This is a genomic window from Leifsonia poae (assembly GCF_050632195.1).
Lineage (GTDB): Bacteria > Actinomycetota > Actinomycetes > Actinomycetales > Microbacteriaceae > Leifsonia > Leifsonia poae_C.
The window spans coordinates 1,336,720-1,355,027 of sequence record NZ_CP192580.1; the positions used below are offsets into that span (position 1 = coordinate 1,336,720).

At 67.6% G+C, this 18,308-nt stretch carries 16 protein-coding genes and 2 pseudogenes; 9 read left to right on the forward strand and 9 right to left on the reverse strand.

All coding sequences use genetic code 11. The features are described from left to right. The first annotated feature begins 78 nt into the window (after window positions 1–78). The 3 genes and pseudogenes from ACQ86A_RS06805 to ACQ86A_RS06815 all read left to right on the forward strand — a co-directional run bounded on the left by ACQ86A_RS06805 (window position 79) and on the right by ACQ86A_RS06815 (window position 3,975). The gene (locus ACQ86A_RS06805; RefSeq protein WP_431279811.1) at window positions 79–1,518 is read left to right on the forward strand and encodes a GuaB1 family IMP dehydrogenase-related protein; all 1,440 of its coding nucleotides are present in this window, start codon (window positions 79–81) and stop codon (window positions 1,516–1,518) included. A 120-nt stretch (window positions 1,519–1,638) separates the two neighbouring features. Further along, window positions 1,639–2,946: a hemolysin family protein gene (locus ACQ86A_RS06810; protein ID WP_431280392.1), complete on the forward strand. Its 1,308-nt coding sequence runs from the start codon at window positions 1,639–1,641 to the stop codon at window positions 2,944–2,946. Beyond that, window positions 2,939–3,975: pseudogene (locus ACQ86A_RS06815) on the forward strand (hemolysin family protein). Before ACQ86A_RS06810 ends, ACQ86A_RS06815 begins: the two are co-directional and overlap by 8 nt. Window positions 3,976–4,006: 31 nt before the next feature. Here the strand turns inward: ACQ86A_RS06815 and ACQ86A_RS06820 are convergent. Beyond that, window positions 4,007–5,091, reverse strand: a pseudogene (locus ACQ86A_RS06820) (NADH:flavin oxidoreductase/NADH oxidase). An 82-nt stretch (window positions 5,092–5,173) separates the two neighbouring features. Continuing rightward, window positions 5,174–5,791, reverse strand: coding sequence for an HAD family hydrolase (locus ACQ86A_RS06825; RefSeq protein WP_431279812.1), 618 nt, complete (start codon window positions 5,789–5,791; stop codon window positions 5,174–5,176). Between the two features lie 42 nt (window positions 5,792–5,833). On the opposite strand from ACQ86A_RS06825, the gene ACQ86A_RS06830 reads away from it, so the two are divergent. Further along, complete coding sequence (locus ACQ86A_RS06830; protein WP_431279813.1) at window positions 5,834–6,718, forward strand: ADP-dependent NAD(P)H-hydrate dehydratase; 885 nt, start codon at window positions 5,834–5,836, stop codon at window positions 6,716–6,718. Window positions 6,719–6,742: 24 nt separating this feature from the next. Here the strand turns inward: ACQ86A_RS06830 and ACQ86A_RS06835 are convergent, their stop codons facing one another. Continuing rightward, window positions 6,743–7,438 carry a YceI family protein gene (locus ACQ86A_RS06835; protein ID WP_431280393.1) on the reverse strand — a complete coding sequence of 232 codons (696 nt, stop codon included), beginning with the start codon at window positions 7,436–7,438 and terminating at the stop codon, window positions 6,743–6,745. Between the two features lie 110 nt (window positions 7,439–7,548). Between ACQ86A_RS06835 and ACQ86A_RS06840 the strand changes: the two genes are divergently transcribed. From ACQ86A_RS06840 to ACQ86A_RS06855, 4 genes are all read left to right on the forward strand, one after another. Beyond that, entirely contained in the window at window positions 7,549–8,859 is a 1,311-nt protein-coding gene (locus tag ACQ86A_RS06840; RefSeq protein ID WP_431279814.1) for a glycosyltransferase 87 family protein, read from the forward strand. Window positions 8,860–8,945: 86 nt separating this feature from the next. Continuing rightward, a complete protein-coding gene (locus ACQ86A_RS06845; protein WP_431279815.1) occupies window positions 8,946–9,254 on the forward strand; it encodes a thiamine-binding protein in 309 nt (102 codons plus the stop codon). Continuing rightward, complete coding sequence (locus tag ACQ86A_RS06850; RefSeq protein ID WP_431279816.1) at window positions 9,254–9,505, forward strand: hypothetical protein; 252 nt, start codon at window positions 9,254–9,256, stop codon at window positions 9,503–9,505. Before ACQ86A_RS06845 ends, ACQ86A_RS06850 begins: the two co-directional genes overlap by 1 nt. Window positions 9,506–9,514: 9 nt before the next feature. Beyond that, on the forward strand, window positions 9,515–10,795 hold the full coding sequence (locus tag ACQ86A_RS06855; protein ID WP_431279817.1) for an MFS transporter: 1,281 nt from the start codon (window positions 9,515–9,517) through the stop codon (window positions 10,793–10,795). Between the two features lie 190 nt (window positions 10,796–10,985). Here the strand turns inward: ACQ86A_RS06855 and ACQ86A_RS06860 are convergent, their stop codons facing one another. The 6 genes from ACQ86A_RS06860 to ACQ86A_RS06885 all read right to left on the reverse strand — a co-directional run bounded on the left by ACQ86A_RS06860 (window position 10,986) and on the right by ACQ86A_RS06885 (window position 16,782). Beyond that, the gene (locus ACQ86A_RS06860; RefSeq protein WP_431279818.1) at window positions 10,986–11,591 is read right to left on the reverse strand and encodes a LuxR C-terminal-related transcriptional regulator; all 606 of its coding nucleotides are present in this window, start codon (window positions 11,589–11,591) and stop codon (window positions 10,986–10,988) included. A 93-nt stretch (window positions 11,592–11,684) separates the two neighbouring features. After that, window positions 11,685–12,455: a hypothetical protein gene (locus tag ACQ86A_RS06865; protein ID WP_431279819.1), complete on the reverse strand. Its 771-nt coding sequence runs from the start codon at window positions 12,453–12,455 to the stop codon at window positions 11,685–11,687. 183 nt (window positions 12,456–12,638) lie between these two features. Further along, window positions 12,639–14,057: a sensor histidine kinase gene (locus ACQ86A_RS06870; protein ID WP_431279820.1), complete on the reverse strand. Its 1,419-nt coding sequence runs from the start codon at window positions 14,055–14,057 to the stop codon at window positions 12,639–12,641. 14 nt (window positions 14,058–14,071) lie between these two features. Then, window positions 14,072–15,277, reverse strand: coding sequence for a homoserine O-acetyltransferase MetX (gene metX, locus ACQ86A_RS06875; protein ID WP_431279821.1), 1,206 nt, complete (start codon window positions 15,275–15,277; stop codon window positions 14,072–14,074). Window positions 15,278–15,317: 40 nt separating this feature from the next. Next, window positions 15,318–16,001 (reverse strand): potassium channel family protein, encoded by a 684-nt coding sequence (locus ACQ86A_RS06880; protein WP_431279822.1) that lies wholly within the window; start codon window positions 15,999–16,001, stop codon window positions 15,318–15,320. 1 nt (window position 16,002) lies between these two features. Beyond that, complete coding sequence (locus tag ACQ86A_RS06885; RefSeq protein ID WP_431279823.1) at window positions 16,003–16,782, reverse strand: SDR family NAD(P)-dependent oxidoreductase; 780 nt, start codon at window positions 16,780–16,782, stop codon at window positions 16,003–16,005. Window positions 16,783–16,933: 151 nt separating this feature from the next. Here ACQ86A_RS06885 and ACQ86A_RS06890 point away from each other — a divergent pair, with 151 nt between their 5' ends. Then, window positions 16,934–18,256: a bifunctional o-acetylhomoserine/o-acetylserine sulfhydrylase gene (locus tag ACQ86A_RS06890; RefSeq protein WP_431279824.1), complete on the forward strand. Its 1,323-nt coding sequence runs from the start codon at window positions 16,934–16,936 to the stop codon at window positions 18,254–18,256. Window positions 18,257–18,308: the final 52 nt, after the last annotated feature.

Sequence of the window (18,308 nt, forward strand, 5' to 3'; positions counted from 1 at the left end):
GCATCCATCCAGTCCTCAAGCCTAATCCCATCGGAGGACGGGTGCGGGCGATCGGCCCGGAGGGATACCGTTATTCCCATGCAGTTCTATGGAACGACCCCGCTCAATGACCTCACGTATTCCGACGTGTTCCTCGTGCCCTCGCGGTCGTCCGTGACGAGTCGGCTGGACGTGTCGCTCGCGCCGGGCGACGGCACGGGTGCGACCATCCCGATCGTTTCCGCGAACATGAACTCGGTCACGGGCAAACGGCTCGCGGCCACCCTGGCTCGGCGGGGCGGTCTCGGGGTGCTCCCTCAGGACATGCACCTGCAAGACCTGGATGACGCGATCCGCTGGGTGAAGGCGCAGCCGGTCGCCTTCGACACCCCGTTCATCTTCGGTCCCGACGAGACGGTGGCCGATGCACTGCGCCGGGTTCCCGCCGTCGAAGGCCAGGGCATCGTCATCCGCGACGCCGACGGTCGTTACCTCGGCGCCCTCGCGGCACCGCAACTCGGTTCAGCGCTTCCGGATGCGCGACTCGGCGACCTCCTGCACGGCGCGCTCACCTCGCTCGACGCCGAGGACATCACCGACGGCCGCGCCGCCTTCGACGTCATGAGCGCTGCCGGGCTCGAATTCGCACCGGTGCTCGACCACGGGAGGGTCGTCGGAACGCTCAGCCAGCGCAGCGCCCTGCGCTCGACCATCTATCAGCCGGCGGTCGACGCGAACGGACGCCTTCGGGTCGCCGCCGCCATCGGCATCAACGGCGATGTCGCGAGCAAGGCGAAAGCGCTCGCTGCGGCCGGGGTCGACGTTCTCGTCATCGACACGGCCCATGGCGACCAGGACGGGATGCGGAACGCGATCCGCACCGTCAAGGACCTGAACCTGGGTCTGCCGATCGTCGCGGGCAACGTCGTCACAGAGCAAGCCGTGCGCGACCTCGTCGAGGCGGGCGCGGACATCCTGAAGGTCGGCGTCGGTCCGGGCGCCATGTGCACCACGCGCATGATGACGGCAGTGGGCCGCCCGCAGTTCTCAGCCGTGCTCGAAACCTCGGAGACCGCTCGGGAACTCGGGGCGCACGTGTGGGCGGACGGGGGCGTGCGGTATCCCCGCGACGTCGCGCTCGCGCTCGCGGCGGGTGGCGCATCCGTCATGATCGGCTCGTGGTTCGCGGGCACCATCGAGGCGCCCGGCCTGCTGGACACGGATGCGAAGGGCAGGCTCTACAAGGAGAGCTGGGGTATGGCGAGCACCAAAGCCGTGCAAGGGCGGTTCGAGCGCCTCGACGCGTACGAGCTCGCGCGCAAGACCCTCTTCGCCGAGGGCATCTCCAGCTCGCGCATCTACCTCGACCCGCTGCGGCCGTCGGTGGAGGACCTGCTCGACATGATCACGACCGGTCTGCGCAGCTCGTTCACCTATGCGGGTGCTCGCTCCGTGCCCGAGTTCCACGACCGTGCACTCGTCGGCATCCAGTCGGCGGCGGGCTACGAAGAGGGCAAGGCGCTCCCAGTTTCCTGGTAGCTCTCTGGCGGTATAGTTGGCGGGGAAATGGACGACCCTCCTTCTGCCGCCAGCCCATTCCCTTCCGCTCTAGAGCGCGAAACCCCTCCGGGGGTGACAAGCGTGGTCTATGAGTGGGTGATGCTCGGCGTCGGCCTGCTGCTGACGATCGGTACCGGCCTCTTCGTGGCGAGCGAGTTCGCGCTCGTCAACCTCGACCGTGGCGAGCTCGAAGCCCGACGCGAGCGCGGTGAATCCCGGCTGTCGATGACCATCGCCGCTCTCAAGATCACCTCGACGCACCTGTCGAGCGCGCAGCTCGGCATCACGCTCACAACGCTGCTCACCGGTTACACGATGGAGCCGGCGATCAGTTCGCTGTTGAGTGGCCCGTTGATGAGCATGGCGGTTCCGCAGGCGGCGATCGGGCCGATCGCGACGACCGTGGCCATCGTCGTCGCGACGCTCCTGTCGATGATCCTCGGCGAGCTCGTGCCCAAGAACTTCGCTCTGGCGCTTCCGATCGCGACGGCGAAGCTGGTGATCCCGTTCCAGACCGTGTTCACGGTGGTGTTCCGGCCGTTCATCGCGCTGCTCAACGGAACGGCCAACGGCGTGCTGCGCCTCTTCGGCATCGAGCCGAAGGAGGAGCTGTCGGGCGCGCGAACGGCCGAAGAGCTCTCGTCGCTCGTGCGTCGCTCGGCGAGCGCCGGCCTCCTGGAGGAGGACACGGCCACGCTGCTGAGTCGCACGCTCGCGTTCTCCAGCCGCACCGGCGACGACGTGATGACTCCGCGACCGCGCATTGCCACCGTTCAGCGGAACGAGAAGGCGCAGGCCGTGATCGACCTCGCGCGCAAGACCGGGTATTCGCGCTTTCCTGTCATCGACGAAGACATCGACGACATCGTCGGCATCGTTCACATCAAGCAGGCCGTCGCCGTGCCACGCGAACGCCGCTCGCGCGTCCCGGTCTCCGCTCTGCAGACGGATGCGCTCCGCGTTCCCGAGACCATGAGCCTCGACACCCTGCTCGGCGAGCTGCGGGCCCGCGGCTATCAGATGGCGATCGTCGTCGACGAGTACGGCGGAACATCCGGGATCGCCACCCTCGAAGACCTCGTCGAGGAGATCGTCGGCGAGGTCGCGGACGAGCACGATCGCACGCGCGCCGGCGTCGTACGCGGGCGGGACTCGTTGACGTTCCCCGGCATCCTGAGGCCCGACGAACTGCTGGAACGGGCGGATGTGACGGTGCCCGAGGACGGCCCGTACGAGACGGTCGCCGGATTCGTCATGAACGAGCTCGGGCGGCTCCCTGTGGTGGGCGACGAGGTGCCGATCGACGGGGGAACCCTCCGCGTCGAGCGCCTGGACGGAAGACGGGTGGACCGCATCCGGTACACGCCGGATCCGGAACCGACAGGAGAGGAGGGCGACCATGAGTGATTGGGCGGGAATCGTCTGGCTTGTCGTACTCCTCGTCGTCAACGCCTTCTTCGTCGGCGCCGAGTTCGCGGTCATCTCCGCGCGGCGTTCGCAGATCGAACCGCTCGCCGAGCGCGGGCAGCGGAGCGCCAAGACGGCGCTCTATGCGATGGAGCACGCCACGCTCATGCTGGCGACCACGCAGCTCGGCATCACGGTCTGCTCGCTGCTCATCCTGAACGTGTCCGAGCCGGCGATCCACCATCTGCTCGAGGGACCGTTGCACCTGACCGGCTGGCCCGACGAGGTGATCGGGACGATCGCGTTCATCGTGACGCTGGTGCTCGTCTCGTTCCTGCATGTCGTGTTCGGCGAGATGATCCCGAAGAACATCTCGTTCTCGATGCCCGACAAGGCCGCACTGCTGCTCGCGCCCCCGCTGGTCGGGATCGGACGCGCTGTGCGGCCGATCATCGTCGCCCTGAACGCGACAGCCAACGGTGTGCTCCGGCTCTTCCGGGTCGAACCCAAGGCCGAGGCGGCGAGTACCTTCACCCTCGATGAGGTGGCGACCATCGTCACCCAGTCGACCCGCGAAGGCGTTCTGACCGACCGCACAGGAGCACTCACGGCGGCGTTCGAGTTCACCGGCAAGAAGGCGCGCGACGTCGCGCTCGGCCTCGACTCGCTCGTGAGCCTGCCGCCGTCGCCGACTCCGTCGGACGTGGAGAAGGCGGTCGCGAAGCACGGGTTCTCGCGCTACGTCGTGCCCGACTCCTCCGGCGAGCCGACGGGCTACCTGCACCTCAAGGATGTGCTCGACCTGGAGGAGACCGGGTTCAAGCTGCCCGTGCCCGCCAAGCGCATCCGTCGCCTCGTGACCGTTTTCGTCGACAGCGATCTCGAGGATGCGCTGGCGACCATGCGCCGCTCGGGCGCCCACCTCGCCCGGGTGGTTGACGCGGAGGGGAGACCACCGGCGTGCTGTTCCTCGAGGACATCATCGAGGAGCTCGTCGGCGAGGTTCAGGATGCGACCAGGCGCGCCTGACGCCGGTCCAGACTGGCGCCGCCCGCCGGGGCTACTTGCGCCAGCGTGCCCGGAGGTACTGCGCCGGCCAGTAGTCGATCTCAACGTCGAGCTCGTGCGCAGCGCGCAGCGTGAAGTGCGGATCGCGCAGGATCTCGCGGGCGAGCATCACGGCGTCGGCCCTGCCGCTCTCGACGATCTCGGAAGCCTGCTGCGGGGTCGTGATGAGGCCGACGGCGCTCACCTCGACCTCGGCCGCAGAACGCACGTGTGCGGCGAAGGGCACCTGGTAGCCGGGTTCGAGCGGGATACGGATCCCGGTCTGGATGCCGCCGGAGGAGATGTCGAAGAAGTCGGCCCCCGCTTCTTCGGCCCAGCCGGCCACGGTCGCGGTCTGCTGCTCGTCCCAGCCACCCGGGGTCCAGTCGCTGCCGGAGAAGCGGACGAACAGGGGGACGCCGTCGCCGACCTCGGCGCGCACCGACTCCACGATGCGCAGTAGCAGTCGTGCCCGGTTCTCCAGTGACCCGCCGTACTCGTCTGTTCGATGGTTGGCGATCGGGGAGAGGAATTGGTGGAGCAGGTACCCATGCGCTCCGTGCAGTTCGATCACCTGGAAGCCGGCGTCGACCGCCCGCCGTGCGGCCGATCGGAAGTCGTCGACGATCTTGTCGATGCCGGCGAGGTCGAGCTCCTGCGGCGTGTCATCGTCGCCGAACGGGATGGCGGAGGGGCGACCGTGCTCCAGCCGCCTTCTTCGACGGGGACGCTGCCGGTACGGTCTTCGTACCCCCAAGCCGGCCAGGTCGAGGCCTTGCGGCCCGCGTGGCCGAGCTGGATGCCTGGTACCGCGCCCTGTGCGGCGACGAACGCGACGATCGGCTTCCACGCATCCCGCTGCTCGTCGTTCCAGATGCCTGTGTCTCGCGGGGAGATTCGACCTTCCGGGCTGACCGCCGTCGCTTCTGAGAAGACGAGCCCGCTCCCGCCGACCGCGAACGATCCGAGGTGCACGAGGTGCCACTGCTGCGGGATGCCCGAGTGGTCGAGCACCGAGTACTGGCACATCGGCGATGTCCAGATGCGATTGCGCACCGTCACGTCGCGAATCGTGAGCTGATCGAAGAGCGAGGGCATGAAGCGCCTTCCTATCGTGGGGCCGGTGGCGCCGGCTTATCGTGGCGCCGGTCGTGACGGGAGCGTGGAGCTCCCACTTGTCTCAAGCCGCGAGGGACTCGAGATATGCCCGGAGGTCGGCAGCGGAGGTGAACACGTGCCCCGCGATGCCGAGGGCTTCGGCGCCGCGCACGTTGACCTCCTTGTTGTCGACGAAGACCATCTGCTCGGGTGCGATGCCGAGTTCGCCGAGAACGACCTCGAAGATGTCGGCGTTCGGCTTGACGGTGCCGAGCTCGCCGCTCACGAAGACCTGCTCGAAGAGGTCACCGAGCGTTCCGTGTCGGAAGTACGAGCCGAAGTCGCGCCCAGCGTTAGACAGCAGGGCCATGCGGGTACCGCCGTCGCGGAGGTCGATCAGCACGTCGAGGGTGTCGTGGTCGATGCTCAGCCAGCTGCGGAAGTCGGCCAGCCACAGCCTGTGCACCGTCGCATCGCCCCAGTTCTCGCCGAGCTCGCGTTCGATGCCGCGCCAGTACTCCTGGATGCTCACGGTGCCTTGGTCGAGCGCATCGCGGTGGCGCCAGTACGCCGGCCAGAAGACCTCCGCCTCGCCGCCGGCGATCTCGGTCAGCTGCGCGCGGTCGGCCTCGGTCGGAGTGACCGAGATCACCTCGCCGTAGTCGAACACGACGACCTTGCCGGGGATGCTGATGCCCATGCTGCTGTCCTCTTTTCCTCGTTTTCAACCTATCGTGAAGGCATGGGCGAGGATGCGCGGAGCGGAGAAACAGTGGACAAGTGGCAGAACTGGGGTCCTGTGGAGGCCGCTCGGTGGATTGCTGTGCCTGACGCATCCAGCGACAAGTACAAACGCGGCGTTCTGGGCGTCGTCACGGGTTCCGATCTCTATCCCGGCGCCGCCGTGCTCGGAGTCGAGGCGGCGGCACGCACCGGTCTCGGCATGATCCGGTACGTCGGCGCGCAGCGGGCAGCCGACTTCGTGCTGCACCGCCGCCCGGAGGTGGTGACCGCGCCGGGGCGCGTGCAGGCCTGGCTCATCGGCAGCGGGATGGACGCCGGATCGCGTCCGCAGGACGACGCCGTGCGGCTCGGCGCCGCTCTGCGCGACGGAACGCCGATCGTGATCGACGCCGGCGCGCTCGATCTGATCGGCGACGCTTCGGGACCCGTCGTCGTCACTCCGCACTACCGCGAGCTCGCCGGCGTCCTGGCGAGCCGTGCCGATGACGATCCCGATGCCGTCACAGCGGACGACATCGCCGCCGACCCGGGCGGATGGGCGGTTCGAGCCAGCAGCATCCTGGGGGTCACCGTGCTGCTCAAGGGGCACACGACCTACGTCGCCAGTCCCGAGGGTGCGAGGTTCGCGGTCACTGCCGGTCCGGCCTGGCTGGCGACTGCCGGGAGCGGGGATGTGCTGGGCGGAGTTCTCGGCGCACTCGTGGCCACGCACGCCGACGCCGCAGGCCGTGATGCATCCGTCCTTCCAGCCCTCGCGGCGACCGCGGCATACGTCCATGGGCGGGCCGGAGAGAGAGCGTCGTACGGCGGCCCGATCGCGGCGCTCGATATCGCGGAGGCGCTGCCCGAGGTCGTGCGGGAGCTGCTCAATCGGCACGACTAGACGGTTCCTGCTCCCGACTGACTGCTACTTCTCCAGGTTGAGCAAGAACTCCACCGACCCGGTCTTCTCCACCGTGACGAAGCCGAGGCTGGGTGCGTCGACTCCGAAATCGGCGAATGTGATCGGGATGCTGCCGCTCAGCTGACCGGAGTTGCCGTTGAGGCCCACCTGGAGCTCCAGGGTGACCGGCTTGGTCACGCCATGCAGGGTGAGGTCGCCCTGCGCCTGCAGCGTCTGGGCCTCGCCGGGCTTCGGGGTTCCCGTGGCCGTCACCGGCGAGGTCAGCTCGAAGGTGGCCTGCGGATACTTGTCGGTCTGCAACGCGGTCGAGCGGAAGTAGGCGTCCCTGGCCGATTCGTCGGTTGCGATGCTTGCCACATCCACAGTCACCTTCGCCTGGGTGAGGGTGAGCCCCTTGACCGTGAGCGTCCCGGTCACCTTCGAGGTGCGTCCAGTGACGGTGACGTCGACGCCGTTCAGCACCTCCTTGACCCGATAGCCGGCGAACGAGTCGGCACCGACCGTCCACTCACCGGAGAGGTCCGCCGTGTCGAGGGTGGTCTCGGCATTCGGGTCGGTGGTGAGGGCTACTGACGGCACGGCTGCCGGCGGCCCTGAGACGAGGTCACGATACACGTAGGGTCCTGCGACGGCGGCGACGACCCCCACCACGACGACTCCGGCGGCGACGGCGATCCAGATCTTCGACGACTTGCGCAATGGGGACATGTCATCGACCCTAGGGACGGGGCATTGCCGCTTCCTGGGAGTTGTCGATGGTGAATCTGTGAGCCGCTGAGGCGTGTCCGGGGCCGCTACGATGGGCGACTATGGGGAACGATCCGGCACCGAAACCGGCGCCGGCAGGCTCGACGACGCTGTGGAGCGTCGCGGCCAACCCGCTGAGTCTTTGGATCGCGTTCCTGCTCGTCCACATCCTGATCGGCTTCCTCGGTCTGCACTCGGTCGGGATGCCGCTCGGCGACGTCTTCCTGGTCTACAAGCCATGGGCGCAGCTCGCCGGGCAAGGGACCGCCGTCGTCGGGATCGACACCGACTGGGTGTATCCGATCTTCGCGATCGTGCCGATCATGCTCCCTCTCGTCCTCGGACCGGAGAACTACACCGGGGCGTGGCTGACCATGGTGCTGCTGCTCGACGCGGCGGCGTTCGCCGTGCTGATCATCGGGCGCGACCCGCGTCGCATCAAGGCCGCGTGGTGGTGGCTCGCGTTTCTGGCGCTTCTCGGCCCGATCGCGGTGGGACGCCTGGATGCGGTCTCCGTCGCTCTGTCGATCATCGGCCTCCTCTGGCTGACCCTGAACGAGAGGGTCGCTGTCGTCGTGCTGACGCTCGCGACCTGGATCAAGGTGTGGCCGGCGGCTCTCATCGCGGCCGCGATCATCGGGTTCAAGTCGCGCTGGCGCATCCTGACCGCTGCGGCCGCCACGAGTCTCGTCATCGTGATCGTGGCGCTGACCTTCGGCTCGGGGATGCACGTGCTCAGCTTCATCACCATGCAGACGGGGCAGGGCCTCCAGATCGAGGCGCCTGTGAGCACGATCTGGATGTGGCAGGCCGCGGCCAAGGTGCCCGGCTCGTTCGTCTATTACGACCGTGACCTGCTCACCTTCCAGGTGACCGGATCGGGAACGGCGACGGCGAGCTCGCTGATGAGTCCGCTGCTCGCGATCGCGGTCGCGGTGGTCGTGCTGATCGGGGTGCGTGCGGTTCGTCGCGGGGCGCCGGTGACCCGCATCCTGCCGGAGCTCTCACTGGGCTTCGTCGCCGCCTTCATCGCCTTCAACAAGGTGGGGTCGCCGCAGTACGTGGCGTGGCTGGCCGCGCCGGTTCTGATCGGGCTGGTCTATCAGGGGCGCGGATTCCGCGCGCCGACGATACTCGTCACCGTGACGGCGGCGCTCACGCAGATCATCTACCCCTTCTTCTACGACTATGTGCTCTCGGTCCAGCCCGCGATCCTCGTCGTGCTCACCGCGCGCAATCTCATGTTCTTCGTCATTCTCGGGTGGGCGATGGTCGCGCTGTGGCGGGGTGCGCATCCGTCGGACAGCGAACTGGACACCCTTCCGCAGAAGGTGTGGCCGTTCAAAGCGGAGCCGGTTGCGCAGGACGCCTAGAGCGCAGGCCGGTAACGGCACTCGACGGGCCGGATCGTCGTGGCGTGGTTAGGCTGGGGACAAGCGTTCGAACCGGAGGAGGAACGATGCTGGTTGCATTCTCGGTTGCCCCGAGCGGGGGAGAGGGCCCTGACGCATCGGTTCACGATGCCGTGGCCGCGGCGGTTCGCGTGGTGCGCGAATCCGGTCTCCCGAATCACACCGACGCCATGTTCACCACCATCGAGGGTGAATGGGACGAGGTGTTCGACGTCATCAAACGGGCGACGGATGCGGTGGGCGCCTACGGCACGCGCGTCTCCCTCGTGCTCAAGGCCGACATCCGGCCGGGCTACACCGGGGAGCTGACCGGCAAGGTCGACAGACTCGAGGCTGCGCTGAACGGTTCCGAATAGTGGGTGACGACACCTGGGGCTGGGTCGTCGTCGCGACCGTCTGGCTCGGCTGGCCGGTCATCCTGCTCATCTTCGTGCTCGTCGCCGGACCTCTGCTCGGTGCGGTCATCGTCGCGATCGTCGGTGCGACGAGCCGGACCCTGCGTCAGGGCGACGTGTCGGAGGGCCAAGGCGTCGAAGACGAGCAACCGGCCGAGGCGTTCCCCGAACTGTTCGCCCCGTTGGCGTCGGATCGAAACGATTCGATATAAGCTGACGCGGTGACCCTCACTTCTGACGGGCCGACGAAGATGTCGTCGGCCCGTATTCGTTTTGCGCTCCTGGCGCTCGCCCTCGGCGGATTCGGCATCGGCTCGACCGAGTTCGTCGCGATGGGGCTGCTGCCCAACATCGCGCACGACCTCTTCCCGGCGCTGTACGCATCGTCGCCGGCCGAAGCCAACGCACAGGCGGGATGGCTGATCTCGGCGTACGCGCTCGGCGTCGTGGTCGGCGCGCCCACGATCGCGGCGTTCGCCGCGAGGCTGCCCCGTAAGCAGCTGCTGCTGTGGCTGCTCGTGGCGTTCACGCTCGGTACGATCGCGTCGGCCCTCGCGCCCACGTTCCAGCTGGTTCTGCTGGCCCGGTTCGTGAGCGCGCTGCCGCACGGCGCGTACTTCGGGATCGCATCCCTCGTCGCCGCCTCCCTCATGGGGCCCGGCAAACGCGGGCAGGGCGTGGCGTTCGTGCTCTCGGGATTGACGATCGCGAACGTGATCGGCGTGCCGCTCATCACCTGGTTGGGCCAGGCTCAGGGCTGGCGCGCCGCCTACCTGGTGGTGGCAGGGATCTTCGCCCTGACGTTCCTGGCGGTCGCGTTGCTGGTGCCGTGGCAGGCAGGCAACCCGGCGGCGACGATGAGGAACGAGCTGAAGGCGTTCACGCGACTCCAGGTCTGGCTCGCGCTGCTGATCGGTGCGGTCGGGTTCGGCGGCTTCTTCGCCGTTTACACGTATGTCTCGCCGCTCGTGACCACGGTCACCGGGCTGCCCGAGTCTGCGGTGCCGCTGGTGCTCATCCTGATCGGTATCGGGATGACTGTGGGCAACCTGTTCGGCGGCTGGATGGCCGATCGGAACCTCAAGCGAGGGATGCTGCTGTTCTTCGGGCTGCTGCTCGTCGGGCTCGCCGCACTCTTCTTCACGGCGTTCAGTGTTCCCGGACTGCTGATCTCACTCTTCGTGATCGCGGCTGCGTGCGCGGCGCTGTCGCCGACCATCCAGACCCGGCTGATGGATGTGGCGCACGACAGCCAGTCGATCGCTGCGGCCCTCAACCACTCGGCCCTCAATATCGCGAACGCGGCAGGGGCTTTCCTCGGCGGGCTCACGATCGCCGCTGGATTCGGGTACCTGTCGCCGATCGTCGTCGGCGCGGTGCTCTGCATCGGCGGAATCGCACTGGCCTTGATCGCCTTCGGGATCGACCGCTCGCGCATCCACCGCGGCGTCGACACGGGCGTCGTGCACGCCCAGCGCCCCGAGCCGCTCCCGATCGACTAACCCCCGCCTGCCCTTCCTGCCCCCTCCTGCCCCCTCCTCCCACATCGGGACGCCGTCGAATGTGGAGTATCTACGGTTTCGGGCACCCGAAAACGGTAGATACTCCACTCTCGACCTCGGGTGGAGGCGGGGGTGTGGAGAGAACTCCGGGGGTGTGGAGAAAGCTCGGGTGTGGAAAGGGCGGGAAAGGCTAGTCGCCCTGGAGGAGGATGCCGTCCTGGATGGCGCGCTTGCGCAGTGCCACCTTGGTGCCGACGTCGTACCCGGCCACGCGGTACTTCTCGCGGATGCGCTTGAGGTAGCTCTTCGCGGTCTCGTCGGAGATCCCCAGCTGGAAGGCGACGGCCTTGACGGGCTCGCCTGCGCCGTAGAGGGCCATCACGCGGCGCTCCTGGGCACTGAGCTTGGGGGCTCCGCCGACTTCTCCCGCGTTCAGCGCGAGGTCGAGCTCGGCCGAGATGAAGGACTCGCCCTTGCTGGCGGCACGGATCGCCTCGACGATCATCTCGGCGTCCTCGCTCTTCACGAGGTAGCCGAGCGCGCCGGCGGCCAGCGCCTCGCGGACGACGGCGGGCTCCGAGTACGTGCTCATGAGCACGGTGCGCACGCCCGTGGTCTTGAGCGTCGACAGCTTGAGCGACACCGGGATGTTGTCCTTCAGGTCCAGATCGAGAAGCACGACATCGACGGGGAACTCGGGGCTCGTCAGGAGCTCCGGCCAAGTGGCGACGGCGGCGACCATCCGGATGTCGTCCGCAGCGTTGCGGATCCATTCGGTCAGCGCGCCGAGCAGCATCTTGTGATCGTCGACGATCGCGATTCTGATGGGGGTGCCTCACTCACGTAAGTCGCCTTTCTAAGCTCTCTGTGGCCGACTTCTCGGGATCTGCTAGAAGTCGGCCGGGTTGTGACTCAGGCTGTCGATCTCGATCCGGAGCGTCGAACCGGAGAACGATTCGACGTGCCGGCCCACCTTTCTGATAGCTTGCCACGCTGCGGGGTCCACCCCGTTTCGCGGCACACCGGTGGCCGAGATCACGATAGGTATTCTGGCACCCGCAGTGGGGTCAAGCGGGTCTGGCGCGCTGGAACGTATCAGGTCGAGTTGCAGAGTGCGGGTCTGGACCGCTCCCTGCCGCACGGGGTCGCTGATCAGAAGCCAGACCGCGGTGAGCAGCCCGTCGCGCTGATCGCGGGTGAGCAGCCCGGCGAGACCCTCGGGATCGTTCAGGGTGACGGAAGGTCCGAGCAGGGCCGATTCGGTGATCGCGTGGTAGAGCCAGGTCTCGCGGCGACCCTGGATGAGGTGCAGCCGGAGCTCAGTGGCGATCGAGGCTGCGGTGGATGCCGTGGCGTCGTCGAGAGGCAGCGGTGTGCGTCCGGTGGCGACACCGTCGAGCAGACGCTCGGCGGCGAGGTCGAGCCTGGCGAGCTCCTCCGATGCCATCATGCCGACTGCGTACGCCGGCGCGGTCACCGTGCTCTGCACCTGCACGAGGTCGAGCTCCAACTGCACGAGGGTGCGCAGCGAGCGCACGATCTGCACCCCGAGAAGCGGTGGCGCGAGCGAGAGCGCGATCGTGACGAAGGCAGGGCCGAGGGCGAAGGCGTCGTGCTGTCCACGAAGTGCGAACGCGCTAGCGAGGGCGACTCCCAGCACGACCGAGGAGATGACGATGTCCCGAGGCGGCCTGACCGGTGCGCACAGGAGCAGGGCTGAGCCGACCGCGACCGCTGCCGTGAGGGGGCGCCCGCGTCCCCGGTGCCCCAGGTGCCGGCGATGTCGAGTGCGACCACCAGGGCCCACACGACGAGCCCGCCGTAGAACAGCCAGTCGGGAAGCTCACCGGGCAACCTCGGGTGCAGGATGAGCGCGACGACCAGGGTCGCGATCAGCAGTCCCCAGGCCGCGCAGCTGAGCGGCAGGAGCGGATACGTGCTGAGGTTCAGGATCATCACCACGAACTGGTACGCGATGAGGGCGAGCGCGGTGACGTTGAAGCCGAGGTCGAGGCGCGCCCGGCCGAGCGCATCCCGTTCGCTGGTCGCGGTGCTCGTCGTCGACGTCGGATGCGGGAGGGTCTGCTCGGGGACGTGCCTCATTTCGGTACCTCCAGAACCACCGTCGTGCCGGAACCGGGGAGGAGAACAGGCGCGCGTTGCCGCCGACGTCGCGGAGCCGAGCGACGATCGACTCGGTGAAGCCGAGCCGGCCCTCTTCAATGGACGCGACGTCGAATCCCTTTCCCGCGTCCGTCACCATCGCGCGCACCGTGGTCTCGTCGTCGGTGATCGTCACGTGTGCCTCGCTGACCCCGGAGTGGCGACGGACATTCTCGAGGCATTCCGCGAGAGCGAGGAGGAAGTCGTCGAGGACATCGCTCGGCAGCAGCACCTGGCCCGTGCCGTGCCAGTTGACTTCGAGTCCCATGCGGCGAAAGCGCTGCTTCACCGATTCGAGGGTGTTGCCCAGCGTCGACTCCTCGACCGGTTTGAGCTTGTAGTCACCCGAGGAGGTCGGGTCGGGGGTGAAGCCGAGTCGCAGCTGGCGCAGAAGCGCAGCATCCTCGGCCGCCTGCTCGCGCAGCGCAGCCACGCTCACACCGACGCCGGAGTGGGCCAGCAGGGTGAGGGTGGCGAGCACCGTATCGTGCAGGAGGCGCGCGCCCTGGCGGCGCCGGGCCTCCGTCTCGCTTGCTTGCCTCTCGACACGGTACGCGCGGCTCATGGTCGAGATGCGCTTCAGCGTTCGCGGAACCGTGCGGGACAGCCAGATCCCGGTGGCGGTCAGGGCGACCCAGCCGGCGAGGGTGAAGACGAGCGGCTCCCACAGCCGCGATCCGGTCGCCATCAATGTCGCGATGACAGCTGCCAGCGTCACGACGCCGGCGACGCCGAGCATGACCAGCCGACGCGTCGAGGTCACAGAGAGGATGGACACGCAGGGGATGGCAGCGCCGGCCAGGATGCCGACAGCGCTGAGTGCAGCAGGGTTCAGTGCGGTCGCCGGGAGCAAATGGACCAGGATGAGCGCCACGCCCGCGATCAGGATGGTCACGATCCACGGCGTCACATGGTTCGACGGCAGCTGGAACTGCGCGTATGCGAGGGCGGCGAGCATGACGACGGACGCGAGATAGAGGGGGAGCGGGAGAGTTCCGGGGATGCTCAGGCAGAACAGTGCTGTTGCGGTCGCAGTGAGCCCGACGTTGCGCGCTGTGACGGAGAGTAGGCGATCACGCTCCTTCTGGATGCGCGACATACTCCTCCGTTCCGTCAGCTGTCGAACAGGCGGCGCAGCTGCTGGCTCACGGCATCGTTCTCGATCAAGAAACCGTCGTGTCCGAAATCTGACTCTATTACCACCGGAGTCTTACCGTCGATCGTGTCGGGCAGGTGTCGCGCTATCTCTCGCTGGCCGTCGACCGGAAAGAGACGATCGCTGTCGATGCCGACGACGAGGGTGCGCGCGGTCACCCGTGAGAGGGCCTCAGCGAGTCCGCCGCGGCCGCGGCCGACATCGTGGGAGTTCATCGCCTGGACGAGGGTGATGTAGCTGTTCGCGTCGAACCGTCGGGTGAACTTGTTTCCGTGGAAGTCGAGGTACGACTCGACGGCGAAACGTCCCTCCGCGCCCAGTGGGCTGATCTCGCTCTGCCAGGTGCGCTCGAACCGGTCGTTGAGCTCGGACGGACTGCGGTAGTTGAGCAGGGCCATCCGTCGGGCGAGAGCCAGTCCCTGGTGAGGACCCTCGCCGTCCTCCGCGTCGTAGTAGAGCCCACCGCGAAAGTTGGGGTCGGTCCGCAGAGCCTCGATCTGTACCGAGTTGAGGGCGATCTGATCGGCCGTCGTCACCGGGGGAGCCGCGATCACGGCAAGTCGCTCGACGCGCTCGGGGTAGGTGACCGCCCACTCCAGCGCCTGCATGCCGCCCATCGACCCGCCAACGACTCCCGCCCAGCGATCGATGCCGATCGCGTCGGCGAGGGCGGCCTGGGCGCCGACCTGGTCCCGGATGCTCGTGAACGGGAACCGCGGCCCCCACTCCGAGCCGTCGGGCGCGATCGAGGCCGGGCCGGTCGTTCCCTGGCAGCCGCCCAGCATGTTGGGGACCACCACGAAGTACCGGTCCGTGTCGATGGCGAGGCCCGGTCCGACGATTCCCTGCCACCACCCCGCGGTGGGCTGGCCCGGTCCCGAGCTGCCGATCACATGGCTGTCGCCGGTGAGCGCGTGGAGTACCAGCACCGCATTGTCGCGGTCGGGCGAGAGCGTACCCGCGGTCTCGTAGGCGACGCGCACGAACGGGAGCCGCTCGCCGCTCTCGAACTCGAACGCTCCGATGCCGGCGAACTTCCGCTCGCCGACCGGGTCGCTCTCTTTCCACGCCCCGCTCGCCGGGGGCTTGCCGAGGAGCGACCGTGCTTGCGCCTCCGTGATGAAACTCGACGGGACGGTATCGGCGGATGTCTGCCACTCCATGGGTCAATTCTGTCTGACCGAGTCGCGCAGCGTGACCGTGTTACGTACTCGACCGATCGTGCTCGTCGTTCCTCTGCTCCCGCTCTTCCCGGAGGTGCCGGGTGCGGTCGTTCAGGTAGGAGACGATGGTGGCGCTCGCCGTTCCGACGATCCCCACCCCGCCGATCATCAGCAGCACCGCGAAGATCCTGCCGGGCACGGTTACCGGGTAGTAGTCGCCGTATCCGACAGTGGCCATGGTGACGCACGCCCACCAGACAGCGTCGCCGAACGACGTGATGTTCCCGTGGGGGGCGGATCGCTCGACCGAGTACACCGCGAGAGCGATCACGTAGATGAACATGACGACGAAGGATGCGGCGATGATGATGACGCGGCGTCGCAGGTGCATCCCCGTGTTCCCTCGAAGGGCCGGCACTCGCCCGAGGTCGGCGATCAGCCGGAACGGCCGCGCGAGGGGAACGAGGATGGAGGCGAGATCGATCAGGTTCGCGCGGACGAATGCGCCCTTCTTCGGGCTGAGTCCGAGCCGAATGAGATAGTCGACGAGGAAAGCCACCCACACGAGCGCGAGCAGCAGCAGGATGACCGCGTACTGCAGGCGGGGCATGTCCGGCTGAAGGATGAGCCAGGAATAGCCGATCAGAAATGCGACCGACGACCCGATCAGGGGCCAGATCGTTGCCTTCTCCCAGCGCTTCAGCGCCTCCTCGTTGCCGGCCATGTCAGTCTCCGCGCACGTGCAGGTCGCCTTTGTGGAAGAGATGCGGCGCGGCCTGAGCGACGGGCTTGATCACGATCAGATCGAGATCGACGTGGCGGGGGCGTTCGAGAGCGTTCACGATGGCGTCCGCGATGTCGTCCGCGGTCAGCGGCTCGGGCACATCCTGATACACGGCGTCGCGTCTGGCCTGGTCGCCGCCGAACCGCACCAGCGAGAACTCCTCGGTCGCGACCATCCCGGGCGCCACCTCGATGACGCGGATCGGCTCGCCGTTCAGTTCGAGCCGCAGCACCTCGGTGAGGGCGCGCTCCGCGAACTTCGCCGCGTTGTATCCGCCGCCGCCAACGTATGCGGTGTGGCCGGCGATCGATGTGACGTTCAGGATGTCCGCGTGGCCGGTCGCCGAGGCGCCAGCCCGCAGCAACGGAAGCAGCGCCTCGATCACTCGCTTCGTCGCGATGACGTTGACGTCGAACATCCACACCCAGTCGTCGACGCTGGACTTCTCGACCGAGTCGAGTCCGCGCGCCCCGCCGGCGTTGTTGACGAGGGCGTGGATGGGGCCGGTCGCCTCGAGGTGCGCTCGGAGCGCGTCGACGTCATCCTGAACCGTGAGATCGGCGACGAACACACTCGCACCTGTCTCCTCGGCGAGTGCCTGCAGTCGATCGGCCCGGCGGGCGACGCCGACGACGTCCCACCCGTGGGACCGGAACAGGCGAACGGTCGCCGCCCCGATACCCGAACTCGCACCCGTCACGACCACACGTCTCGTACTCATGATTCCTATTGTGGCCGAGGATGCGCCCGTTACGCCCTGTTGCGCGCGCATTGTGGGCGTGGGCGCGCGAGCATAGCCTGCTTCAAGGAGAAAGTCCGCCCGGCGGTAGCCGACAAGCTCGCCCCCACCATCCACCCGAAGGAGCAACGCCATGACCGACGCCGCCGACTGGCAGTTCGAGACCAAGCAGATCCACACCGGTGCTGCGCCCGACCCCGTGACCAACGCTCGGGCGACGCCGATCTACCAGACCACGTCGTACGTGTTCAACAACGCTGAGCATGCCAAGAACCTGTTTGCGCTCGCCGAGTTCGGCAACATCTATACGCGCATCCAGAACCCGACGCAGGCCGTCGTCGAGGAGCGCGTCGCCGCGCTCGAAGGGGGCACCGGAGCCCTCCTCGTCGCATCCGGCCAGGCCGCGGAGACCTTTGCCGTGCTGAACATCGCGCAGGCGGGCGACCACATCGTCTCGTCCAGCTCGATCTACGGCGGAACGTACAACCTCTTCAAGTACACGCTCGCCAAGCTCGGCATCGAGACCACGTTCGTCGAGAACCAGGACGACGCCGAGGAATGGCGCCGCGCGGTCCGCCCGAACACCAAGCTCTTCTTCGCCGAGACCATCGGCAACCCGAAGATCAACATCCTCGACATCTCGCTCGTCGCCGACATCGCGCACGAGGCCGGGGTTCCGCTGATCGTCGACAACACGATCGCGACGCCGTACCTGATCCGCCCGTTCGAGTTCGGCGCCGACATCGTCGTGCACTCCGCCACCAAGTTCCTCGGCGGTCACGGCACGGTCATCGGCGGCGTGATCGTCGACGGCGGCAAGTTCGAGTGGTCGAAGAACGTCGAGAAGTTCCCGGGCCTCACCGAGCCCGACCCGTCGTACCACGGAGCCAGCTACACGGCCGCGGTCGGGGACGGTCTCGCGTACATCATCAAGGCCCGCGTGCAGTTGCTGCGCGACCTCGGATCGGCCATCGCGCCGGCCAGCGCCTGGCAGCTCATCCAGGGCATCGAGACACTCTCGCTCCGCGTCGAGCGTCATGTGCAGAACGCCCAGGAGATCGCCGAGTACCTCGAAAGCCACCCCGACGTCGCGACGGTCAACTACTCGGGTCTGCCCACCAGCCCCTGGTATGCGGCCGCCAACAAGTACGCGCCCAAGGGTGTCGGTGCGGTGCTCTCCTTCGAGCTCAAGGGCGGTGTGGATGCGGGCCGTGCCTTCGTCGACAACCTTGCCCTGTTCAGTCACCTCGCCAACATCGGAGACGTGCGGAGCCTGGTGATCCACCCGGCGTCGACCACACACTCGCAGCTCACCCCCGAGCAGCAGCTGACCGCGGGCGTCACTGCCGGTCTGGTGCGTCTTTCGGTGGGTCTCGAGAACATCGACGACCTGAAGGCCGACCTCGAGGGCGGCCTCGCCGCAGCCCGCGCGGTCGTGGAGGCCGCTCGGGTCTAGCGCCCGCTGGGCTCGTCGTTTGACAGAAGATGCCGCTCTCCTCACGGGAGAG

Coding starts and splice junctions, on each gene's coding strand:
- ACQ86A_RS06805 (WP_431279811.1), top strand. CDS start 79: ATGCAGTTCTATGGAACGACCCCGCTCAATGACCTCACGTATTCCGAC.
- ACQ86A_RS06810 (WP_431280392.1), top strand. CDS start 1,639: ATGCTCGGCGTCGGCCTGCTGCTGACGATCGGTACCGGCCTCTTCGTG.
- ACQ86A_RS06825 (WP_431279812.1), bottom strand. CDS start 5,791: ATGGGCATCAGCATCCCCGGCAAGGTCGTCGTGTTCGACTACGGCGAG.
- ACQ86A_RS06830 (WP_431279813.1), top strand. CDS start 5,834: ATGGGCGAGGATGCGCGGAGCGGAGAAACAGTGGACAAGTGGCAGAAC.
- ACQ86A_RS06840 (WP_431279814.1), top strand. CDS start 7,549: ATGGGGAACGATCCGGCACCGAAACCGGCGCCGGCAGGCTCGACGACG.
- ACQ86A_RS06845 (WP_431279815.1), top strand. CDS start 8,946: ATGCTGGTTGCATTCTCGGTTGCCCCGAGCGGGGGAGAGGGCCCTGAC.
- ACQ86A_RS06860 (WP_431279818.1), bottom strand. CDS start 11,591: ATGCTGCTCGGCGCGCTGACCGAATGGATCCGCAACGCTGCGGACGAC.
- ACQ86A_RS06870 (WP_431279820.1), bottom strand. CDS start 14,057: ATGTCGCGCATCCAGAAGGAGCGTGATCGCCTACTCTCCGTCACAGCG.
- metX (WP_431279821.1), bottom strand. CDS start 15,277: ATGGAGTGGCAGACATCCGCCGATACCGTCCCGTCGAGTTTCATCACG.
- ACQ86A_RS06880 (WP_431279822.1), bottom strand. CDS start 16,001: ATGGCCGGCAACGAGGAGGCGCTGAAGCGCTGGGAGAAGGCAACGATC.
- ACQ86A_RS06885 (WP_431279823.1), bottom strand. CDS start 16,782: ATGAGTACGAGACGTGTGGTCGTGACGGGTGCGAGTTCGGGTATCGGG.
- ACQ86A_RS06890 (WP_431279824.1), top strand. CDS start 16,934: ATGACCGACGCCGCCGACTGGCAGTTCGAGACCAAGCAGATCCACACC.